The 21,019-nt window shown below is 63.7% G+C and carries 19 protein-coding genes; 5 read left to right on the top strand and 14 right to left on the bottom strand.

The features are described from left to right. Positions 1-92 precede the first annotated feature (92 nt). Positions 93-1,439, bottom strand: coding sequence for a type IV secretion system DNA-binding domain-containing protein (locus tag V5A38_RS09510; protein ID WP_332325524.1), 1,347 nt, complete (start codon positions 1,437-1,439; stop codon positions 93-95). Positions 1,440-2,766: 1,327 nt separating this feature from the next. On the opposite strand from V5A38_RS09510, the gene V5A38_RS09505 reads away from it, so the two are divergent. Further along, the gene (locus V5A38_RS09505) at positions 2,767-3,129 is read left to right on the top strand and encodes a helix-turn-helix domain-containing protein (protein ID WP_332325523.1); all 363 of its coding nucleotides are present in this window, start codon (positions 2,767-2,769) and stop codon (positions 3,127-3,129) included. A gap of 1 nt (position 3,130) precedes the next feature. On the opposite strand, the gene V5A38_RS09500 is transcribed toward V5A38_RS09505, so the two are convergent. The 13 genes from V5A38_RS09500 to V5A38_RS09440 all read right to left on the bottom strand — a co-directional run bounded on the left by V5A38_RS09500 (position 3,131) and on the right by V5A38_RS09440 (position 16,140). Beyond that, on the bottom strand, positions 3,131-4,210 hold the full coding sequence (locus V5A38_RS09500) for a DUF5305 family protein (protein ID WP_332325522.1): 1,080 nt from the start codon (positions 4,208-4,210) through the stop codon (positions 3,131-3,133). Between the two features lies 1 nt (position 4,211). Beyond that, positions 4,212-4,802, bottom strand: a complete 591-nt coding sequence (locus V5A38_RS09495; RefSeq protein ID WP_332325521.1) for a hypothetical protein — start codon at positions 4,800-4,802, stop codon at positions 4,212-4,214. Continuing rightward, positions 4,799-5,794 (bottom strand): S26 family signal peptidase, encoded by a 996-nt coding sequence (locus tag V5A38_RS09490; RefSeq protein WP_332325520.1) that lies wholly within the window; start codon positions 5,792-5,794, stop codon positions 4,799-4,801. Before V5A38_RS09490 ends, V5A38_RS09495 begins: the two co-directional genes overlap by 4 nt. A gap of 81 nt (positions 5,795-5,875) precedes the next feature. Then, the gene (locus V5A38_RS09485; RefSeq protein ID WP_332325519.1) at positions 5,876-6,424 is read right to left on the bottom strand and encodes a hypothetical protein; all 549 of its coding nucleotides are present in this window, start codon (positions 6,422-6,424) and stop codon (positions 5,876-5,878) included. Positions 6,425-6,646: 222 nt separating this feature from the next. After that, positions 6,647-7,177 carry a hypothetical protein gene (locus tag V5A38_RS09480; RefSeq protein ID WP_332325518.1) on the bottom strand — a complete coding sequence of 177 codons (531 nt, stop codon included), beginning with the start codon at positions 7,175-7,177 and terminating at the stop codon, positions 6,647-6,649. Then, entirely contained in the window at positions 7,174-9,075 is a 1,902-nt protein-coding gene (locus tag V5A38_RS09475) for a hypothetical protein (protein WP_332325517.1), read from the bottom strand. Before V5A38_RS09475 ends, V5A38_RS09480 begins: the two co-directional genes overlap by 4 nt. Before the next feature lie 142 nt (positions 9,076-9,217). Then, positions 9,218-9,487, bottom strand: a complete 270-nt coding sequence (locus V5A38_RS09470; protein ID WP_332325516.1) for a hypothetical protein — start codon at positions 9,485-9,487, stop codon at positions 9,218-9,220. A gap of 232 nt (positions 9,488-9,719) precedes the next feature. Beyond that, a complete protein-coding gene (locus tag V5A38_RS09465; RefSeq protein WP_332325515.1) occupies positions 9,720-10,463 on the bottom strand; it encodes a universal stress protein in 744 nt (247 codons plus the stop codon). 154 nt (positions 10,464-10,617) lie between these two features. Further along, positions 10,618-11,193, bottom strand: a complete 576-nt coding sequence (locus V5A38_RS09460; protein ID WP_332325514.1) for a hypothetical protein — start codon at positions 11,191-11,193, stop codon at positions 10,618-10,620. 41 nt (positions 11,194-11,234) lie between these two features. Beyond that, positions 11,235-12,461, bottom strand: a complete 1,227-nt coding sequence (locus V5A38_RS09455) for a hypothetical protein (protein WP_332325513.1) — start codon at positions 12,459-12,461, stop codon at positions 11,235-11,237. A 40-nt stretch (positions 12,462-12,501) separates the two neighbouring features. After that, on the bottom strand, positions 12,502-13,839 hold the full coding sequence (locus V5A38_RS09450) for an ArgE/DapE family deacylase (protein ID WP_332325512.1): 1,338 nt from the start codon (positions 13,837-13,839) through the stop codon (positions 12,502-12,504). Further along, on the bottom strand, positions 13,839-14,588 hold the full coding sequence (locus V5A38_RS09445; RefSeq protein ID WP_332325511.1) for an SDR family oxidoreductase: 750 nt from the start codon (positions 14,586-14,588) through the stop codon (positions 13,839-13,841). The genes V5A38_RS09450 and V5A38_RS09445 overlap by 1 nt, the downstream gene beginning before the upstream one ends. Positions 14,589-14,676: 88 nt before the next feature. Then, positions 14,677-16,140, bottom strand: a complete 1,464-nt coding sequence (locus tag V5A38_RS09440; RefSeq protein WP_332325510.1) for an aldehyde dehydrogenase family protein — start codon at positions 16,138-16,140, stop codon at positions 14,677-14,679. 176 nt (positions 16,141-16,316) lie between these two features. On the opposite strand from V5A38_RS09440, the gene V5A38_RS09435 reads away from it, so the two are divergent. From V5A38_RS09435 to V5A38_RS09420, 4 genes are all read left to right on the top strand, one after another. Continuing rightward, positions 16,317-17,963 carry an ABC transporter substrate-binding protein gene (locus V5A38_RS09435; RefSeq protein ID WP_332325509.1) on the top strand — a complete coding sequence of 549 codons (1,647 nt, stop codon included), beginning with the start codon at positions 16,317-16,319 and terminating at the stop codon, positions 17,961-17,963. 14 nt (positions 17,964-17,977) lie between these two features. Continuing rightward, positions 17,978-18,934, top strand: a complete 957-nt coding sequence (locus V5A38_RS09430) for an ABC transporter permease (protein WP_332325508.1) — start codon at positions 17,978-17,980, stop codon at positions 18,932-18,934. Further along, positions 18,931-19,917 carry an ABC transporter permease gene (locus V5A38_RS09425; RefSeq protein ID WP_332325507.1) on the top strand — a complete coding sequence of 329 codons (987 nt, stop codon included), beginning with the start codon at positions 18,931-18,933 and terminating at the stop codon, positions 19,915-19,917. Before V5A38_RS09430 ends, V5A38_RS09425 begins: the two co-directional genes overlap by 4 nt. Further along, the coding region (locus tag V5A38_RS09420; RefSeq protein WP_332325506.1) for an ABC transporter ATP-binding protein at positions 19,914-21,019 on the top strand (1,106 nt) is incomplete at its 3' end. The genes V5A38_RS09425 and V5A38_RS09420, both read left to right, overlap by 4 nt.

The following is a 21,019-nucleotide window of genomic DNA, read 5'->3' as shown; positions in this document are numbered from 1 at the left end:
AAGGCGTGTCCCGCTAGCCGGAATTGAGGAACCAATTTATTGTCTTTGCAGCAATTCTACGGGCATCATGAGTGAAACACGGTTTTAGCGTTTCATCTGGATTCGTGTCGCCTGGTTAGTTCATTTTCCAAAACATCGAGCACTGGATCTTCAAAGATGGTTTGGAGCACGTGGAGTTTTTCGTGATGCCAGTCATCCTGTTCGATAATGATCGCCTCCCCGGGTTCAAATTGCTGTAGTTCCGCTTCGGAAATGGGATACTCTTCCCGGGTGAGCGTCTGAACAGTCGGGTCTTCAATGATCTCACCCTCAGCGTCGCGCTGCGTCATCTTATCGGGCTCTGCAACATCCTGTTTGACGAACTCTTGTCCCAATCGTGAGCGGATATAGTTCGTACTCGTCTCGTCGCCAGGTCGGAGGAGGACTTCCTGTGCGAGACCAGACAGAATGCTTTGTGCGTCTGCTTCCCCGTAACTCGCCTCTAACTGGGCGACACTCTGAAGCCCCAAGATGGCATAGGCTTTCCGTGCTCGCCCTGCGTTCACGAGGCGTTCGATTTTCTCCAACCCGGGGATGGTCTGAAATTCATCGAGGAGAAAATACGCCGCTGTGCCTTGCTGCTGCAAGCCGTAGCGGATTGCCCAGTCGATGAAGAACCGATAGATCGGTTTGACCGTTTCACCCCGGTCGAGCGGGAAATCCAGGAGTAAAACGCGTCCATCTGGATCTGTCATATAATCCCGAATACTAAACTCGCCGCCCTGAGCGAAGCTCCCCCTGAATAATTCACCAATCGCCATCTGGAGATTTCCATAGACCCCGGCCGTTTGCTTCTTTGCGTCTGGATTGAGGTGTGCTGCTTCGGAAATGAACCCAAGCTTCCGTAACAATTGGTGGATTTCTGTTGGTTTATCTGTATTTTCTGTCGCCTCGGTGGTTTCTCGGAACGTCGCAACGAGATCATGATTGTCGGGATGGTCCATATTCTGCCAGATCATCTTCAGGATCGCGACGAACACCTGTCGAGCTGCCTGGGGAAAATACGGGTTGTTAGACTGCTCTTCGTATTTCTTGAACAGTAATCGGCCGATTTCCTCGAACTCCTCGGCTGTGTTTCCGTCCGGATGAACCTCGTTAAAGATGTTCCAGTTTTCTCCAGTCGTATCCAACGATAGAGAAATAACATCTATGCCGAGGTTCCATTCGTCGAAGAACTCTCGATAGTCGCCCTTGTAATCGAAAACGACGAACGGTGTGGCCTCGCTCACACTGAACTGATAGGCCATCAGTTTGATCGCTTCTGTTTTTCCCGACCCTGTTTCGCCCAAAACGTGAATCGATCGGTCGCGATCTGGTTCTGCAGCGCGGAGTTTTCCGCCCGAGGTCCTGCGCTTGAAGGGCAACAGATAGCTGTCGATGTGTTGTTCGTCGTCAGGCATGCTCATGCTGATGGATCGAAGATGGTCACACTATCGGTAGAACGTTGAACCTCCATCGTTTCTATCAGTTTCAGTGGAGTGTTAGAAAGAATATAAAGGTTTCTGCCATAGAGCCTGGCGGTGTCGGATCAGATATATTTTGTACTGGTCAGCAGTCAAAAGAACCTCCTTTGAGGACAATCCGTGCTCCTGTTCGGCTGGGTCTCGAAAGTGAGTCTTGCCGGTAGAGCGCCAGCCATTTTTGTCGCCCTCCGGCAGGTGAAGGGGCTGGGAACCCCGCTCAGAACGCCTCGATTACCAGAAAATCAGGTCCGCCCAAACCCATACGCGCTACGCGCGTTTCTCAAGGAAACTATCCCCGAGCAGTGCCGGTTTCGTTTCTTCGACGTTCTCAATCGAACTGCAGGGTTACGCTTCAGGTCTCACCACATCGCAGTACAACGACTCACTTTCAGGGAGACACGTCAGCAGTGATAAGCCAACGGTAGCCGCGTATGAAGCGAGAGAGTGAGATTGATGATGGCCGACGAAACAGACCTTCGAGGGGGCGATAGAGTGATGAATCCCGTTCCACCAAGTGGAACGAACAGCCTTGTCGAAACCCTCAGCAACTGATAGAAGTCGGCTGCTCAATGGCTGTGATCATCACACTGCTACTCGACGCGAGTGCTTACGACGCCTCTTTTTCGATTTCCGCAACTTGCTCCCGTAACTCCTCTACGACTTGTTCATCGACGGTGCCCCAATAGCAGATGAGAATGACTGAGAGGAGAAAAGTACGTCCCCAGCCAACTGTCGCATACTCATTAGGGACAGAGAGGGAGAAAATTCCGTCAATTACTCCCTCTACTAGGAAGACAATTACAACGGGGCCAATAACATCTCGTGGCAGGAAGTGATTGAGATGAGCTTACAGGACGCATGGGTTTATTTCCACATCGTTTTGAGTTCTCTGTCTCCCAAAGAGGGCTATCTCTCACTCAGGTTCTCAGTGTATTAGTGGGGAGTTGAGAGGAGTTGCTGTTCAGTTCCGACGATTGCTGGCAGAACCCATCCTCCCCAGCCGACTGTGCATCTGCGCATGCCGTATCAGTGGTTAGGAACAATATAATCACCTGGCCGCCCGAACGCGCCGAACGCGGCTTCGCGGACGGCGGCGGACTGGTTCGGCAGTTCGACGCTCGTCGATGATTCCAACGCCAGCCACCACCGAACCGCCGATAGTGTGTGTGTATTGTTCCTATCATAAATTACATAAACGATATTAACTATCGATTAACCGGTCAAGATAAGATATAACCGTGTGTAAATCAATCCCCGGATAGTGATGGAGGGAGGAGAAACAAGCGACGAACCAATCGAGGAGATACTGGACACCATCGGTGACGAGATGGCCAGACGAGTACTCATCGCCGTGAGCGAGACGCCACAGTCGGCAAAAGGGCTAGCGGACACCTGTGATATGTCTCTCCCGACGGTGTACCGGCGGGTGGATATTCTGATGGACCACGGCCTGATTACGGAGAAGACCGTCGTCGCGGAGGACGGAAATCACTACAAGGAGTACCACTGTAACTTCGACAGCACCCTGATCTCGCTGGGCGAAGAGAAGTTCGACGTCGAAATCTACAGACAGGAGAATCTTCCCGACCGGTTCACGGAGCTATGGGACGACCTGGGCCAAACATAGCTCACGACTCATTTTCGACCTGAGTCGGGACCTTACCGAACTGCCACTCCGAGACGACCTCCGCCCGATCGCCGACGTAGTACACGATATCTCTCCTGATCACGGCGTAGGCGTCCCGCTCCCGGTCGTAGATGACTCGTCCGTTCGCATCGACCGCGAGATTCACGAGGTCGTCGAGATTCTCCAGCCGGACTAACTCTTGGCTCAGGTCCGTCGGGAACTCCCCGACCGAGATCCACTCCGCGTATCTGGCGTGTTCGATCCGCCGTTCCAGCTCCAGGAGGGCCGCCTCTGAGGACGGACCACGCGTCACTCTGTACGCCGCACCGCCCCCAAGGAGTCCCAGCGTCCCGAGCGTCAGGAGCACGACGACCAGCGGAACGTTCGGCTCGGTCGGCCGTTCGATCTGCACCGGGGTCGTTCGCGTCTCGCTGGCACTCGCCGGGTCGAGCTCGTACGCGGTCCCGTCGACCGAAACCGGGAACTTGGCAACGAGTGTGCCGTCGTATCGGTCGGTTTCGTACGGAACCTCGAGCACGATTGTCGCCCGTACCGATGCGGCTTTCCTGGTATCGGCCTCCCGGGCACGGATCTTCTCCGCGACGGCAGAGACGTTCACAGTGGTCGTCGCGGCGACGCGGTCGGCATTCTGCTCGACCGTCGCGTTCACCGGGCTGGATTCGCTCCAGATCGTCTCGCCGTCCCGCACCGCACGGTACTCCAGACGGAACGTGGGGTCGACGCTGGAGAACTCCCCGTTGCTGACCCTGAATCTGGCGTCGATGGTCGCGTTGGGGCTGTCCCGCAGCAGGTACGCCGGCCGGTTCTCCAGCCGCGTTCCTTCCGCCCACAGCGCCGACTTCGGACCGACGACGGCGCTGACGTTGCTCTCGGCGGTGATCGTCTGTGCCCCTCGCTGTTCGGTGACCGTCTCGGTTCCGGGCGCGAGGCCGGTGTACGCGCCGAGGCCAATCATCACGACACCGAACACCGCCAGTACCGTTACGGCAGTCCACCCGTGACGGAGACAAAACCGCTTGCATTTCAGTGCGCCCGGGAGTACCCGCGACCAGTCAGCCATCTCAGTTCCCCCCTTTGTTGCCGTTGTTGCCGTTGTTGCCGTTGTTGCCGTTGTTGCCGTTGTTCTGTTTGAGACTCGACTCGCGTTCGGCACTCACCTGCGTCAGCCCGTCGGTCGTCGTGATCCGGGTCACGATTGGCTCACACGTCTTGTTGTTGACATCGATGTCGATTTCCTGGCTCCCACCGGCTGGGAGGCTGAACGTCACCGCGGAACCGTCGTTCGTGAGGAGGACGCCGTCTGTGTCAGCACCGGTCGTCGCGAGCGACAGCGCGTTGTCCGTGCATCTCGTCAGCGCCACGCTGATCGTCCGTTCCTCCGCAAATCGGTTGGTGATGACGACGAGCGTGCCCCCGTTATTTTTGACCGTTGCCTGCTGGTCGATCCCGAGCAGTGCGTCGGTATCCGTGACGACGCCGATCGCACTCTGGCGGTCCAAACTGGCGGTGTCGAACGACGACGCAGGCACCGCGGCGGTGACGAGCAGTACAGCAGCGAGGAGGGCCCACAGCCAGCGTCGTGACCCACCCCGGGAGGGAGGCGAGCGCCCGCGTCGCCGCGGTCGGTCATCGCGGCGGGAGCCATCGGTCATCGTCGGTCACCCCACGTGGCAAGTTTGCGGTTGAGGGGCGCCCGCAGCAGTGACCGACCGTCGACGAACAGCCAGTAGAGGAGCCCCAGCGGCAGGAACGCGGCACCGAGTGTTCCGGCACCGGCCGCAATCGGATGGATTGCGTGAAGCATCTCGATCGTCGCGACCGGCAGGGTCCGCGGATACGGAACGGCCGTGACTGCCACCTCGAAGGAACCGGGTTCCTCCCGGGCCGGAAGTTCGAGCGTCAGGCGTGCACCACCGTCTCCTCTGTCGACGTCGGTCACCGTCGCGCCATCGGCGTCGAGGACCGCGTACGTCAGAAACGACCCGTGAACCTTCACCGTGAGCTCGTCCGTCGACGCTTCCCCGACCGGGACGGCGTCCGGCGCCGGCGAGTCGAACTCGGTGGCGGTGTACGTGAGCGAGTTGGTCGTCGGCGCCATCGTCAGCGAAAGCACCGCGACGAGAACGGCCATGACCGCGATGGGAACGAAAACTGACCGGACGCGGACGGTTGGTCGGTCCGGGAGACTCTCCGTGCGACCACCGAGGACGCCGACCACAAGGAGTCCAGCGACGACAACGAGCGCTTCCCGGCTGCCGACCGTCGCCGCGAGTGAGCCGACGAGTGGAACAGCGAGAGGGCGATCGCCGACCGTGGGCACGGTCCCGAGAATTTGGCCGTCGGTGACGGGCGGCTCACCGGTGGCCTGGTCGATCGTCGGGTTCGCGTCCCCCTGGGTCAGATAGCCCTCGGGCGTGACCTCGGCGACGCGATGGGTCGTGTACCCCTCGCGCGTTTCGGCGTCGAACACGAGGATATCGCCGGAGGTCGGCGCCCCCGCGTCGACGACCAGGTAGGCGTCGCCGGTCTCGAGCGTCGGGGCCATGCTGTCCGACGTGACGTAGGAAAGGTGAACCGGCGATGGCGGTGGTGCGACGAGCAACAGGACCGCAGCGACGGCTACGAGGAGTGCAATCCGCTTCATCGTTCACGCTGTGTCGTGTCGGTCATGGTTCTTCGTCGGTCCGTCACCCACCGGGTAGTTCGCCGGGCTCAGCAATCGGCCCTACACCGAGATCGTCAGGGTGCCGCTGAGGTCGTCAGTGCTGGCCGTGCCGCCTTCAACCTCGATGACGACGTACAGCGTATCGTTCGGTTCCATCGTCTCTGTAATAGGAGTACCGGGAGTAACCGTTCCGAGGTTCGTGGTACTGTTGTATACCTGGAACTTCACCGTGCTCCCGTCCGACACGCTATTCGTAAGCGTGTAGTTGATGTTGAGATCGAGTGCGCCCGTGTTCTGATTCGTGATATTGAACGCGTACGAGTTTTGCGCATCGGTTTTGTCTCCGACGGTGTACGTCGAATTGACGTTCACGCCCGCTCCGTTGTTATTCTGGTCGAAGTCGATCTGGAGCGCACCGCTGTCGGTGCCGTTGGCCACGTCGCTGTCCGGGTGTGCTTGGAGCGCGATGATACCATTCTGGTCGTTGACGACGTCGATGTTCGCATCACGGTCCAGCTGCATCGTCGTGAACGCGCTCGAAGCGACCACGCTCATCGACAGCATCAATCCCACCGCGATTACTGCCGTCCAGATTACGTTTCGGTTCATTGGTAACCTCTACATGTACACTGGACCCCCATCTCATTAAGAGTGCAACAGCGTATTCACGCTCAGATAATTAGAGAGGTCCTCTACCGCGAAAAATCGCGTCGCGACAGTGTGAGAGATACACGGGGATACCGACCGAAGACTACTCGCAGAAATCAAGAAAACTTCGCGTTTTGACACAACGATGACAATTAGTAGCGTGCGTCGCGCAGGTCGGCGCGCTTACGTTTCCGTGAGCAGGCTTCGCGCGTGGCCGACCAGTGGCTGGATCGCCTCGTCCTCGTCTACCACCAGCAGCAGTCCCTGGTCGACGGAGTAGACACAGAGGAGCTGGTACGCGCCCACTCCGCGACTGGTGTAGACGACGTCGTCCGAATCGGGCAGAAACCGTTCGGCGAACATCTCGTGTTCGAGAAAGTCCATGCCGAGGTACGACACGAGCGACTCGACGTCGACCGCCTCGCCGAACTCCGTGTCGGTGTACTCCGCGTTCGATGCCCCGGGGCGCATCACCGAACTCATGAAGGAGCCCTGATCTCCCACTCCGTCGAACTCCCGATTCGTGCTGGGCACGATGAACGTGGCGTCGGGGAGATCACCGTCTCCCCCGTCTGTGCGCGGCTCGTTGGCCGAAATCTCGAACGTGACGAGGAGATGAACGTCCCCGTTCGGGGCCGCTACCAGCGTGCTCATGGATTGTTGACCGGGGACGGTCCCGCCCAGTTCCTCAGTGGTCTCGTAGCTGTAGCTCATGCGTCGTCACCCTCTGCCATCTCGTCGTCATCAGTCGGATCGATCCCCTCACCGAATGCACTGAGCAGCGTGCGCCGCACTTCGTTCAGCGACTCGACGTCGTCGCGGAGCGAGTCGAACTCGGTCTCGAAGTCGGACTCGAGCTGCTCGCGGACGGTCTCGAGTTCGGTTTCGATGCGCTCGATCTCCCGTTCGTGCTCGTCGCGGACCTCGTCCAACTCCTCACGGAGGTCCGTCTCCAGGGTGTCAGTCCGGTCGTCGACCGTCTCGACGAGGTCATGCAGCTCCGCCAGCTCGTCTGTGAGCCCCGCAACCGTCTCGTCGAGTGCTTCCACCTCGTCGGTCAGCTCCTCGCGTTCGTCGCCGGCCGCCGCGACTCCCTCCTCGACCGCGGTCACCTCGCTACGAACCGCACTGATCTCATCGTTCAGGTCGGTCACCTTGCGCTCGATCCCGTCGACGAACTCCGATGCTGTCCCGTGGGTGTTGATGATCTCTTCGAGCGCGTTCGCGTACGCCTCGAAATCCTCCATCCGCGACTGCATGTGCTCGAATCTGACCTCGTCCGCACGGGCGATACCGAGCTCGGAGCGCAATGCGTCGAGCTCATCCTCGCTTGCATGGCCCGCCTCGATCTCCTCGAGCAGGTTCCCCACGAGGGAATCCGCGTCGGCCGCGGGAGCCGAGTCCTCCTGTGACTTGTCCGCCGGCGTCGCGGGCTCCATTCCGTCGAAGCCGTCGCGATCGTCGGTCACCGCGGCGTCGTCAGTCCCGGTTCCGTTGTCGCTTCCGATGTCCGTATCGGGTCCGGTACTCTCCTCCGACCGGTCATCGGTATGGCTGTCCGAAGAGGTATCGACCTCTCCGAGCGCCTCGGCGGTGTCTCCCTCTTCTTTCGCCTCGCCCATGTCCGGGGGTTCAGCGGCCTCGCCGGTTTCGGCCGTTTCTCCGATCACTGGTTCGCCACTCGATGCGTCGACAACGTCGGCGTCGTCGGCTGTCTCCGCAGCATCGTCCGCGTCCCGCTCCGCAGCGTCTTTGGCTGACTCGTCGTCGTCCTCCTCACCAGTAGCCGCGTCGTCGTCCGCCAGACCGATAGTCGCGTCGTCGCCCGCCAGACCGATAGTCGCGTCGTCGCCCGCCAGACCGATGGTCGCGTCGTCGTCCGCCAGACCGATAGTTGCGTCTTCCGCCGATTCTTCGGTATCAACAGGCTCCGGACCGACGATACCGCCGGCCGCCGAATCATCGTCGCCGTCAGTGGTCGACGGCTGCTCTGGTCCCTCGGTCGCCGGGTCCAGGCCAACCTCGTTCGGATCCTCCAGATCAAGGACTTCGTCCCCGTCCGTTCCGGCGGTCGCGTCGCCAATCCCGGCGTCGACGTCGTCTTCGCCCTCTGCATCCATACCGGCGTAGTCGGCCCCATCGCCATCCTCACCGACTGTATCGGTGTCCAGACCGAGAACGCTGGACTCGTCGTCCTCGGAAGAGCCCGTGTCACCACCCCGGGTCAACGGGACCGCCTCAGCAGATTCTTCGAGGTCGACCGCCTCCGAGTCGAGGTTGGTGATCGTCGGTTCGTCGCCGCTGAGTGGCTCGTCGACATCCGCGTCGATGCCGAGGACGACACTCCGCGTCTCGTCCGGCGGAATCATCACGTCGAACTGGACCATCTCGTGGCCGATCGTCCAGGCGTTCGGTCGGTGGTTCGGGTGAAACTCCAGCGTCTCGATGCGAGACTCCGGGGGGATCGCCTCCTCCAGCCGGACAACGCTCGGCGTCGAAGGCAGCGTTTCGAGTCGGTACATCACGACTGTCGCCGTCGACCGGTCCTCGATCGTCCGCTCGACCTCCACGCCGTTGTCGATCATGGTTACCCGTTTTGAGCTGTCGTCCATTGTACACCCATACGTTGAACCTAATTACCTATAATTGGGGAGGCGCGTTTTCTCGTCAAGAAAATCCGCCGTGGAGACGTGGTGAAACGCCCGGGCTTCCCCCACGAGGGGCGCCGGTGAACTCCGTTTATCCCCCGTTCGGCTATCGATACAGCGAGACGTACAGCATCGAGAAGCCGACGATAAACGGAACCGCTTGCGCGATCGACATTAGCGTCGAAATAACCTCGAACTGGGAGTTGAGCGTCATCACGCCCGTCCCCATGCTGATGAACGCGAAGCCGATGAACGCGTACTCCAGCCGCGTCGTCTGTTGCTGCCGATACGACTGAAAACTGATTAGCGTCAACCCCATCGCGAGGGAGAACATGACGAGCCGCATGAGCGCGAGGATGATCTCCAGTATGTCCATTAGTATCCTGTCCGAGCATCGAGACTCCAGTTTCTCGGCGGTTGCCGTTCGCCGGGCTCCATGCTGTCGAACGATTATTATCACCAGGCATCTAATTTCTTTCGGCTGGCGCGCCAGCTCATCTCCCCGGAACACGCCGGGCCGGGCAGCGCCAACGGGGAGCATCACGCCAGGGACTACGTCCGGACCCAGGCAGAACCTGGAGTCGAGCCTGTCCCTGTTGCTGGACTGTTCACTCCGTATCAGTCTCCTCGTCTTCGTCCGGCTCCGCGTGCTGGACCACGAACACCGGGCCGAGAAACTGCTTTGCGACCTGGTCTGCCGTCATCCCGAACAGGAAGGTCGTCACTGATGGATCGGATTCACCCATGACGATCGCGTCGTAGTTGTCGGCAGCGTCGACGATCATCTCTCGAGGACCGCCCTCACGCGAAATCCGGATATCGATCAGCTCTGGAGAGACTCCCTGCTCGGAGAGTCGAGCCGCGATCCCGTCGAGCAGCGTCTCCACGTCTTCGTCAGTTTCGTTCTCTTCAGCGACGTGGTACAGTGTTACGTTGACGTCGGTCGTCACGAGCAGTCCCGAAACCAGGCGGACAAATCGATCGATACCGACGATGCCACGAACCGCGACGAGTAAATCCTCGAGCGGTCGCGTTGCGTTTGGAATCAGGACCGCGAGGCAGTCGTGTTCGGTCGTCATCCGATCGATCGTTCTCTGTCCATCGTGGGTGAACACGAGCTGGGATTCGACTGTCGCACCCGCGTGTTCGAGTATCGCTGTGAAATCGTCGAGACGGCGGATGGCCTGGTCTTCGTACTGCGATCGCGCCTGGTCGGTCGCGGTCTGGTCCGGCACGACGTGGTAGCCAAGCAGGACGACGTGTGCGTTCGTCAGGAGTTCTGGGACGCCCTCGGGAATCGATTCCCCCTCAAGCACGCGGATCGGCATCAAGATACTGGGTCCGTCTTGCATTGTCTGAACTTGCCGCTGAGTCTGGTGTGACTGACCTGAGAGTTGGAGACGCGCCGACAAAAATGCAGTGTGAATTACCGTGCGTCGCCGGTACCCGACGTCGGTTGACAGTCCTACGCGGCACAGATATCCTCAACGGACGAGTCGAGGGCGCTCAACACGGCCCGTCGACCTCTGCAACCACGTCTCCGTGGTGCCGAACCAGAACCGTCTCCGGGAAGCCGCCATCCATCGAGACACGCGCCGTATACCGGACACCCATCTCCATCCCCACCTGCGTGGTCGTCGAGGTTTCACCTGTCTCCGGCGGGTAGCCGTACTCGACAGCTATCGTCAACTCGGCGTCTGCGAACGCCACTCCGGAGAGATACGCGTTCTCCCCGACGTAGGAATCGTCGATAACGCCGGAGAGGACCACCTCCGGTGCGTCGGTCCGGAGTTCGCCGTCACCCGTGAAGCCGACCTTGACGACGCTCTCGTCGGCGCCGAGTGCTTCGCCGAGCACGGAGAGTTGGCTCTCGGCGACGCCAGATGCAGGGTCGCACCAGCGGTCCAGCGCGGCGTCGGAAGGGTCGGGGACCGGAGGAATGTCGTACTCCGATGCGGTTGCTGTCGAATCGGACGGCGACGGTGAAGATGCGGGGGAGTTTCCAGTGATCGGCGACTCACTCGCACAGCCCGCGAGCGCGACGCCGAGGAGGCCGAGAACCGCTCTGCGATTGGCGGACATCACTCCGCTGTTCTCACTCGGCCGGTAACAGGTTTTTGCCGTCAGACGACCGTTCGCAGGCCCCAGCGGTCCTCAGTCGGGTCGAGCCGGGACGGCTCGGCGCCGCGGTCGGCCAGAATCCCGGCGTGGAACAGCATCGCCTTCAGCTGGAACACCGTCGGTGCGTGGTACACTTCGCCGTCACGGAGCGCCGCGAGGACCAACTCCCCGTCGGCCGTCAGCGCCCGGCTACGGGCTTGCTCCGTCCCGCGCACGAACAGCTCGACGGTGAACGCTGGGTGGCGCTCGTGGAAATACTGGACGAGTTCGACCAGCGTGGGTGCCTGGTGGAGATCCTCGTGCATGTGTTGAATCTCTTCGACCAGTAGCTGCGTCGCCGGATAGGCGTAGACGACCCGACGGGTCAGCTGGCCCCAGCGCGGCGCGAGCTCGGCGAACCGTTTCCGGCTCCCGGCCCACTCCGCGAACGAATCGAGCGCTCGATCGATCGAGCCGTGCTCCTCCACGGCGAAGCGCACCACCTCGCGGCCCAGCGACGTGAGCCGCTCCGGAGTGCCGCCGACGAGGCCCAAAAAGCGCGCGCCGCGACGGGCGTCGTCGACGGCGCCGACCACGCGGTCGGCAACGATCGTCTCGGTTTCCCCCGCGTGGAACCAGGCGAGCGCGTAGCCGAGGTAGTTTTTGGGGTGGTTCAGGCCGAAGGACTGGTCGGCGACGCCCTGCGCGCCGGCCTGATATCGAATCGCGCTCGTCTCGGTCGTCGTGCGGTTACCGACGAGTCGCGGCCGCTCCAGCGCGCGTACCCTGCCGTCGTCGACGCCGAGCACGCCGACGTTGAGTTCGCGTGCGAGCGTGCGGTCCTGGCCGGTGATAGCGCCAATCGGTGCGGCGAGGTAGGCCGCGTTGGCTTCGCCGAGCCGGTCGTAGGCCTGCACGATGCCCCGACTGGTGTCGACGCGACCCGACGCAGTGTGGCCCTTCGCCTCGACGACGACCAGCGGCGGCTCGTCATCCAGCCGGTCGACCGCCAGCAGCTCGTCGTCGACGACGCCGACGCCGACGAGGTCGGGGTAGCCGCTCCCCACCCGGACGTGGTTGAACGGGGCGAGCGCCGCCCGGACCTGCTCGGGGAGTTCGCTGTCGGCGAGCCAGCTCGCGGCCGAGAACTGCGTGTCGGCGACGACGTAGGACTCCTCGTCGGGGAACAGCCGTCGCTTGGTCCGGGCGAGCACCTCGGGCTCGGTCAGGCTGCCGGCCGCACTCGACATAGCTCCCGCTTCGGGGAGCCCCGACAAGAAGCTACTGCGACTACGCCTCCAGCACGCCCAACAGCTCCGCCGTCGACGTTGCCATCACCTTCGTCGCCGTCACCAGTCGCTCGACGGGGACGTACTCGTCGGCGACGTGGGCCTGATCGAGCGGGCCCGGGCCGTAGACGATGCACTCGTCGATCCCTGCGTCGTTGACGACGAAGCGCTGGTCGTCCGAGCCCGGCGAGACGACGAAATCCGACTCGCCGAACGTTCGGGTGATCTCCTCGGTGTACACCTGGCTCGTCCGGCAGTCCGCCGAGACGATCGCCGGCTCGGCGAACATAATCTCCTCGTACGCCAGGCCGGTGCCCGCAAACGCCTCCTCGGTGGCGGCCATCAGCTCCCGGATCTCCTCGCGAGCGTCTTCGACGGACTCCTCGGGGACGAGCACGCGGTAGAACGTCGCCGTCGCCCGGTCCGGGACGACGTTTTCGGAGTAGCCCGCGTCGAGCATCGTCGTCGAGATGTCCGCCCGGCGAGAGGATTCGGGCGTAACTGGCTTGTCGGTCGTGCGCTCGTGAAGCCGGTCGCGGTACTCCTCGACGCGAGTGAGGAACCCCGTGAGCGCCGTGGCAGCGTTCACGCCGTCCTGGGCCATGCAGCCGTGGGCTTTCGCTCCGCTCGCGGTGACTCGGAACTTCAGCACGCCGCGGTGGCCCAGACAGACCCGCGAGCCGTCGAAACACTCCGTGTAGACGCAGTAGTCGGTGTTCGCTTGCGAGACGTGGCCCTCGTCGACGAGATAGCCGAGGCCGGTGAAGCCGCCCGTCTCCTCGTCGATGGTCATGCTCTGGGAGAGCGAGCCGGCGACGGCATCGGCGCCGTCGAACTCGACCCCAGCGGCCTCCAGCGCGTCGCCGGCGAAGAGGCTGGCCGTGACGCCGGATTTCATGTCGCTGGCGCCGCGGCCGAACAGCCGCTCCTCGCCGTCCTCCGTCGCGACGGTGGCGTCGAACGGGTCGTGGCTCCAGTCCTCGCCGGCCGGCACGACGTCGAAATGCCCGGTGAAGTGGACGTGCGGACCCTCGGCTCGCTCAGCGGTAGCCGGGTCCGCGGCATCGATGCCGTCGAGGCTCCCCTTCCGCCCGACGACGTTCACGCGCTCGTGGTCGGCCCGGTCGGGGTAGTGTTCGGCAACGTTCTCCTCGGGCACCTCGACGTACGCCACGTCGTACTCGCGCTCTTCGAGCGCCGAGCCGATGAACGCCGCGCCCTCGCGGTAGTTCCGGCCCGGTGGGTTCTCGGTCTCGATAGCGATGAACGCCCGAAGGAACTCGATTACCTCCTCGCGCTGGGCCTCGACGGCGGCGTCGATCTCGGCTCGCGTGACCATCAGAGGTCACGCCCCCCGTCGACCTCCAGGGCGGTGCCGGTGATCATCTCTGCCTCGTCGCTCGCGAGGAACGCCGCGGCGCTGGCGATATCGTCCGGTTCCGCGAGGCGGCCCAGCGGTATCGTGTCGGCCATCCCCTCGACAGAGAGGTCTCCGGCGGCGAACTCCGGCAGCATCTCGGTATCGGTTGCAACCGGGCAGATGGCGTTCACCCGGATACCGTCGGCGGCGAGTTCGTGGGCCAGCTGCTTCGTCAGGGTGATCATCCCGCCCTTGGAGGCGGCGTAGGCCGAGAGCCCCGTGCGAGGACGGATCCCCGCGGTGGAGGCCGTGTTGAGGATGACGCCCTCGCCCTGCGCTTTCATGTGGGGGACGGCGTACTTGGCGCCGAGGAACGCGCTCTTGAGATTCACGTCCTGAATCTGGTCCCACGTCGCCGCTTCGACGTCCTCGACGGGGGTCGACTGCTGAGGGATACCGGCGTTGTTGTGGAGCACGTCGATGGAGCCGTACGTCTCGACGGTGTCCTCGACGAACGCCTCAACCTCGTCGGCCTTGGACACGTCGGCGACGGTCGCCGTCGCTTCGCCGCCCGCTTCCTGGATGCGGTCGACGGTCTCCTCGGCGGCCTCGCCGTCCACGTCGACGGCGACGACGCTCGCACCGCGCTCGGCGAACAGTTCGGCGGTCGCACGGCCCATCCCGTTCCCAGCGCCGGTGACGGCGACCGTCTTGGCTGTGAAGGTCATGCAGGAAGCTTCGGTGGGGCAGCAATCAAGCTTGGGGAGGTGGGGCGTTCGCGATCGCTGGATGTCAGACGCCGAATATCCGGCGAGGTCAGGCACCCGGCAGCGTGCCGCCCTCGCCGAGGTCGACAGCGACGTTTTTCGTCTGGAGGTACGACTCCAGTGCCTCCAGTCCCTTCTCCCGACCGATGCCGGATTTCCCGTAGCCGCCGAAGGGCGTCTGGTTCGTGTCGCCGAACCAGCCGTTGATGTAGACGTTGCCAGCTTCCAGCCGGCGGGCGAGCGTGTGCGCGCGGGAGACGTCACCCGTGAACACGCCCGCAGTGAGTCCGTACTCCGTGCCGTTGGCGATGTCGACCGCCTCCTCGGTGTCGGAGAACGTGAGCACCGTCAGTACCGGGCCGAATATCTCCTCCTGGGCGATTCGCATCTCGGGGTCCACGTCGGCGAAGACGGTCGGTTCGACGTAGAACCCGCCCTCCTCGTTCCCCCCCGGGTCCGCCTCGGGCGTGCCGCCGCCGGTCACGAGGCGCGCGCCTTCCGTCTCCCCGACCTCGATGTAGTCGACCACGCGCTCGAACTGCTCCCGCGAGCAGAGCGGACCCATGTCGGCGTTCGGCCCGAGTTCGTAGTTCTCGGCGCGCTCGACGATGACGTCGAGGAACTCGTCGACGACGGACTCGTGGACCACCGCGCGGTCCGACGCCGAGCAGACCTGGCCGGCGTTGGTGAAGATACCCGTCGCGATCTCGTCGGCGACCTCCTCGATATCGGCGTCGGGGTAGACGAGCGCCGGGTTCTTTCCACCGAGTTCGAGCGTCACGGGCCGGACGTGGCTGGCGGACTCGCGCATGATGGCCTGGCCGGTCGGGACGGAGCCGGTGAACGTGACCTGGTCGACGCCGTCGTGGCCGACCAGTTTCTCACCGGTGTCGCCGGCGCCGGGGACGACGTTGACGACGCCGTCGGGGACGCCCGCCTCCGAACAGAGTTCGGCGAGGCGGAGCGAGGAGAGCGGCGTCTGGGGCGCCGGCTTCACGACGACGGTGTTGCCCGCGACGAGTGCGGGCGCGACGCCGCGGGCGAAGAGGTTTCCGGGGAAGTTCCACGGCGTCACCTGCGCGCTCACGCCGTAGGGCTCCCGGATGGTGTAGTCGACGCCGCCGGTTCCAACGGGGACGGAGCGCCCCTCCAGTTTGTCGGCGGCGCCGGCGTAGTACTCGAAGTAGCGCGCTGCACCGCCCATGTCGCTGTGGGCCTGCGACCGGGGCTTTCCCTGGTCACGGCTCTCCAGGGTCGCCAGTTCATCGCGGTGCTCCCGGACGAGTTGACCGACGCGGTAGACGATGCGCCCGCGCCTGTCCGGGTCGGTGTCGCGCCAGTCAGGGAACGCTTCGCGGGCCGCGGCGACGGCGTCGTCGACGACCGCCCCATCCGCCGTCTCGACAGTCGCGATTACCTCGCCAGTTCCCGGGTTCCGGGTCGTCAGCGTCTCGCCGCCGGCTACGCGCTCGCCGCCGACGTACGGGCCGTGCTGAGTGAGCTGATTCGACATACCCCAGTGTCGGGGCGACGACGTGATAACGATTGTGCGCCGGGCGCGACAGTACACGAGAGCGACAGAAAATCCAGCTACGCTCCCCTGTGGAGACGTACACGAACCAGGAGACACGCTCGCTATCCTGCGCTTTTCGGGTAACACTTATGCACGAGACAACCAATTGCGGTAACATGACACAAGAAGGGCAGGCGACGAAGAGCCGGCGACGGTTTCTCTCCTTCGCCGGGAGCGCGGCGGCGGCCGCGCTCGCAGGTTGCGCCGGCGGCGACGACGAAGGAACGCCGACGGACGACAGCACCGACACGCCGATCCCGACGGCCTCGCCCACCGAGAAGCCGACAGAGACGCCAGAGCAGAAGACGGGCGGGACGCTCCGTGTGGGCTTCGAGTCGGAGCTGACGGGGCTCGACCCCCACGTCACCTCCAGCGTCGTCTCGTGGGTGGTGAACTACAACATGTGTGAGGGGCTCATCACTTTCGACGAGGGCGCGCCTGCGGACCGGCTGGCCGAGGACTGGAGCGTCGGCGACGGCGGCACCAGCTACACGTTCCAGCTGAAGGAGGGCGTGATGTTCCACCCGCCGACCAGCCGCGAGATGGTCGCGGAAGACGTGGTCTACTCCTTCGAGCGGATGAACCAGGAAGGCGCGATGGGCGGGGACCTCGCCGCCGTGGACTCCGTCGAAGCGACCGGCGAGTACGAGGTCACGTTCACGCTGAAACAGACGTTCGCCCCCTTTTTCAACTTCCTTGGCCGGGTCCCGTGGGTTGTCGTCCCCGAGGAGGCCGTCGAGAACCAGGGCGGCGAACTCGGCGAGTTCCAGCAACCTGTCGGCACCGGTCCGTTCCAGTTTGGCGAGCACGAGCAGGGGAATTTCCTGCGAATGGACGGCTTCGAGGAGTATCGGGCGGAGGACGTGCCGCTGCTCGATTCCGTCGAGGTCCGGCCCATCCCCGACGCCGACTCGCGGGTCGCTGCGCTCCGTGGCGGCGACATCGACATGGCGCGAGCGGTACTCGGCAAGGACGCCCAGACAATCCGCGACGACGACGAGACGAAGCTCAGCCGGCAGAAGGCGACCGGGTGGGCACAGGTCCACATCAACTGCAGCGAGCCGCCGTGGGACGACCCCGCCGTTCGCCGGGCGGTCGCACACGCCGTCGACCGCGGCTCCATCGTCGACGCCGGCGTCTCGGGCTACGGCACTGCCGCGTGGCAACCCTACTCCACGGAGAGCGTCTGGAACTACGACCTCGGTGACGCAAAGCGCCGACGGGACACCGAGAAAGCCCAGCAGATCCTCGACGACGCCGGCAACCCGCTGGACGGCGAGGCGCTGACTATCAAAGCGAACACCCGCTACACCATCATGGAGACCACCGCGAACCTGCTGGTCGCCCAGCTCGCGGAGGCGGGCATCGACGCCGAGGTGGAGATCCTCGAGTGGGGGACCCAGCTTTCGGACTTCCTCAACGCCAACTTCGGGGCGATGGCGTTCTCGGTACCGTTCAAAATCGACCCCGACCGGCACTACTACGGCTTCATCCACCCCTCGACCAACCAGTGGAACAAGTACGGGGAGGAGCAGCCCGACGCCGACCGGATGTACGAACTGGTCCAGCAGGGGCGGACCGAGACCGACCAGGACGCCCGCGTCGAGATCTACACCGAGTTCCAGAAGCTGGTAAACAAGAACGTCCCGTGGATCTCCATCGCCCGGACCGACGACCTCGTCGGCCTGCGGTCGAACGTCAACGGGAACCAGCCGTGGCTGCTTCCCTACACCCGCTACTGGACGATGTCGAAAGGGGAGTGAGTCTGCACGCGTAGATGGTCTCACGCGTTCAGGAGTTCCTCATCAGGCGGCTGCTCTGGGCGGTGCCGGTACTCGCGTTAGTGTCGATTATCGTCTTCGGCCTCGTCCGGATGGTCCCCGGCGACCCCGCAGTGGTGATGCTGGGCGCCGACGCCGACCCCGAACGGCTGGAAGCGGTGCGCCGCGAGCTCGGCCTCAACAAACCGCTCCCGATCCAGTATCTCGACTACATCACGGCCGTGCTCCAGGGCGACCTCGGCCGGTCGTACATCACCGACCAGCAGGTGAGCGACGCCGTTGCCTCGCGGATTCCGACCACACTGTTCGTGACGTTCGCGGGCTTTACCGTCTCGCTGCTCGTCGCGATTCCGGCGGGCACGCTCAGCGCCATCAAGCGCGGGACGAAATGGGACTCCGTCGGCCTGACGTTCGGCCTGCTGGGCGTCTCCATCCCGAACTTCTGGCTCGGCATCGTGCTCCTGCTCCTGTTCGGGGTGAACCTGGACTGGCTCCCCGTCGCGGGCTACGTCTCCCCGCTGGAGCGGCCCCTGGATGGGCTCCGCTATCTCATCCTGCCGGGCATCACACTCGGGACGGCGATGGCTGCCATCGTCACCCGGATGCTGCGCTCGGAGCTGCTGGAGGAATTACACGAGGAGTACCTCGACGCCGTTCGGATGAAGGGCGTGAGCGAGCCAGAGGTGCTCGTCCACGCGATGAAGAACGCCTTCATCCCCGTCATCACCGTCATCGGGATGCAGTTCGGCTACCTGCTCGGTGGCTCGATCGTCATCGAGGTGGTGTTCTCCATCCCGGGGATGGGGCGGCTGCTCATCGGCGCCATCTCGAGTCGCGACTACATCACCCTGCAGGGAGTGGTGCTCGTCTACACGACGTTTTTCGTCACCGTGAACCTGCTCGTGGACACCACGTACTTCTACCTGAACCCGAAGCTGCGGGGTGAACAATGAGCGAGAACCCGGACGAGGCGACAGACGGCTCACCCGCCGTCGACGACGGGCCGGCGACAGACGGCGGCTCCCCCGTCGTCGACAACGTGGCCGGCGACGAGACCCCGGAGACAGCCAGGGCCCAGCCACCCATCGTCCGCCGGACGAAGGCGTTCGCCGCCAGGTTCCGGCGCAACCGACTCGCCATCGGCGGTCTGCTCATCATGACGGCGTTCGTGCTCGTCGCCGTGCTCGCGCCAGTGCTGGCGCCGTACGACCCGGCGGCCGTCGACGTGCCGAACAAGCTCCAGTCCCCGAGCGTCGATCACCCGTTCGGGACCGACCGCTACGGCCGGGATATGCTCTCGCGGACCCTGCTGGGCGCGCGGATCGCCGTCCAGGTCGCCGTCGCCACGCCGCTGGTGGCGATGAGCATCGGCGTCCCCATCGGCCTCGTCGCGGGCTACGTCGGCGGCCGGACCGACGACGTGTTGATGCGGCTGATGGACGCCATCTTCGCGTTCCCGACCATCCTGCTGGGGCTGACGCTGGTGGCGGTGTTCGGCCAGTCGCTGACCAACATCATCCTCGCGTTGGGGATCGTTTTCATCCCACAGTTCGCCCGCATCACGCGCGGGAGCGCCGTCTCTGTCTCCCATGAGGAGCACGTCCGGGTCGCTCGCTCGCTGGGCGCTTCGGACATTCGGATCCTCCTGCTGCACGTGTTGCCGTTCTGCATCTCGGCGATCCTCGTGCAGGCGACGATTACGGCGGCGCTCGCCATCATCCTGGAGTCCTCACTCTCCTTCCTCGGCGTCGGGGTCCCCCCACCCAAGCCGTCCTGGGGTTCGATGCTCCGCGTGGGGAAGGGGTACATCAACAGCGGCGAGTGGTGGTACAGCGTCTTCCCCGGGGTAGCGATCGTTATCTCCGTCCTGGGGTTCAACCTGCTCGGGGACGGCCTGCGTGACGTGCTCGACCCTCGTTCGGACCCGAACCGATGACCGACACGAATTACACCCAACGACCAGACGACGGCGCCGGGAGGAGCGACGCGCGAACCACCGACGGCGAGGACGAGCCGCTGCTTTCCGTCGAGAACCTCGTAACCCGGTTCTACACCGAGGAGGTGGTTTCGGCCGTCGACGACGTGAGTTACGAACTCGACGCCGGCGAGACGCTGGGTATCGTCGGCGAGTCGGGATCGGGAAAGTCCGTCTCCGTGCGCTCGCTGGTCGGCCTCATCGACGAGCCGGGCCGCATCGACAACGGCGAGGTGCGCTGGAAAGGCACCGACCTGGTCGGCGCGAGCAACCGCGAACTGCGCTCGGTCCGCGGCGCCGAGATCGCGATGGTGTTCCAGAACGCCGAGGCCGCGTTCGACCCGACCTACACCGTCGGCGAGCAGATTATCGAGGCCGTCACCGCCCACCGCGACCTCTCGAAATCGGAAGCGCGTGCGGAGGCCGTCGAGCTGCTCGACGAGGTGGGTATCGGCGATCCGGCCGGCCGGCTGGACGACTACCCACACGAGTACTCCGGCGGGATGGCCCAGCGCGCGATGATCGCGATGGCGCTGGCCGGCGAGCCAGAACTGCTCATCGCCGACGAGCCGACGACGGGACTGGACGTGAGCATCCAGGCCGGCATCATCGACCTGTTCCGCGACCTCGTCGCCGAGCGAGAGATGGCGCTCATCCTCATCAGCCACGACCTCGGTGTGGTCTCTCAGCTCTGTGAGCGGCTGCTCGTGATGTACGGCGGCCGCGTCGCCGAGCGCGGCACGCGCCGACAGCTGCTTACAGCGCCGAAACACCCCTACACGAAGGCGTTCCTGGACAGTATCCCCGATGTTGACATGCGATCCACCCCGGAGGCCATCCCTGGGTCGCCGCCGAACCTCTCCGACCCGCCATCTGGCTGCCGGTTCCACCCGCGCTGTGCGGTCGCCGAGGCCGGCCTCTGTGACAAGGAGCGGCCGCCGACCGCCGTGTTCTCGGCGGGCCAGGCGGCCGACTGCTTCGCCTACACAGAGGAGTACGAGGGTGAGGCGGAGTACGACCGCGAGCAGGTACTCGAGTTCACTGCGACGCCTGCCGAGAGCGA

The sequence above is a fragment of the Halolamina sp. genome, assembly GCF_036626355.1.
Taxonomy (GTDB): domain Archaea; phylum Halobacteriota; class Halobacteria; order Halobacteriales; family Haloferacaceae; genus Halolamina.
The sequence above is the reverse complement of the archived record's forward strand: the minus strand, read 5'-3'. Positions and strand labels throughout refer to the sequence as shown.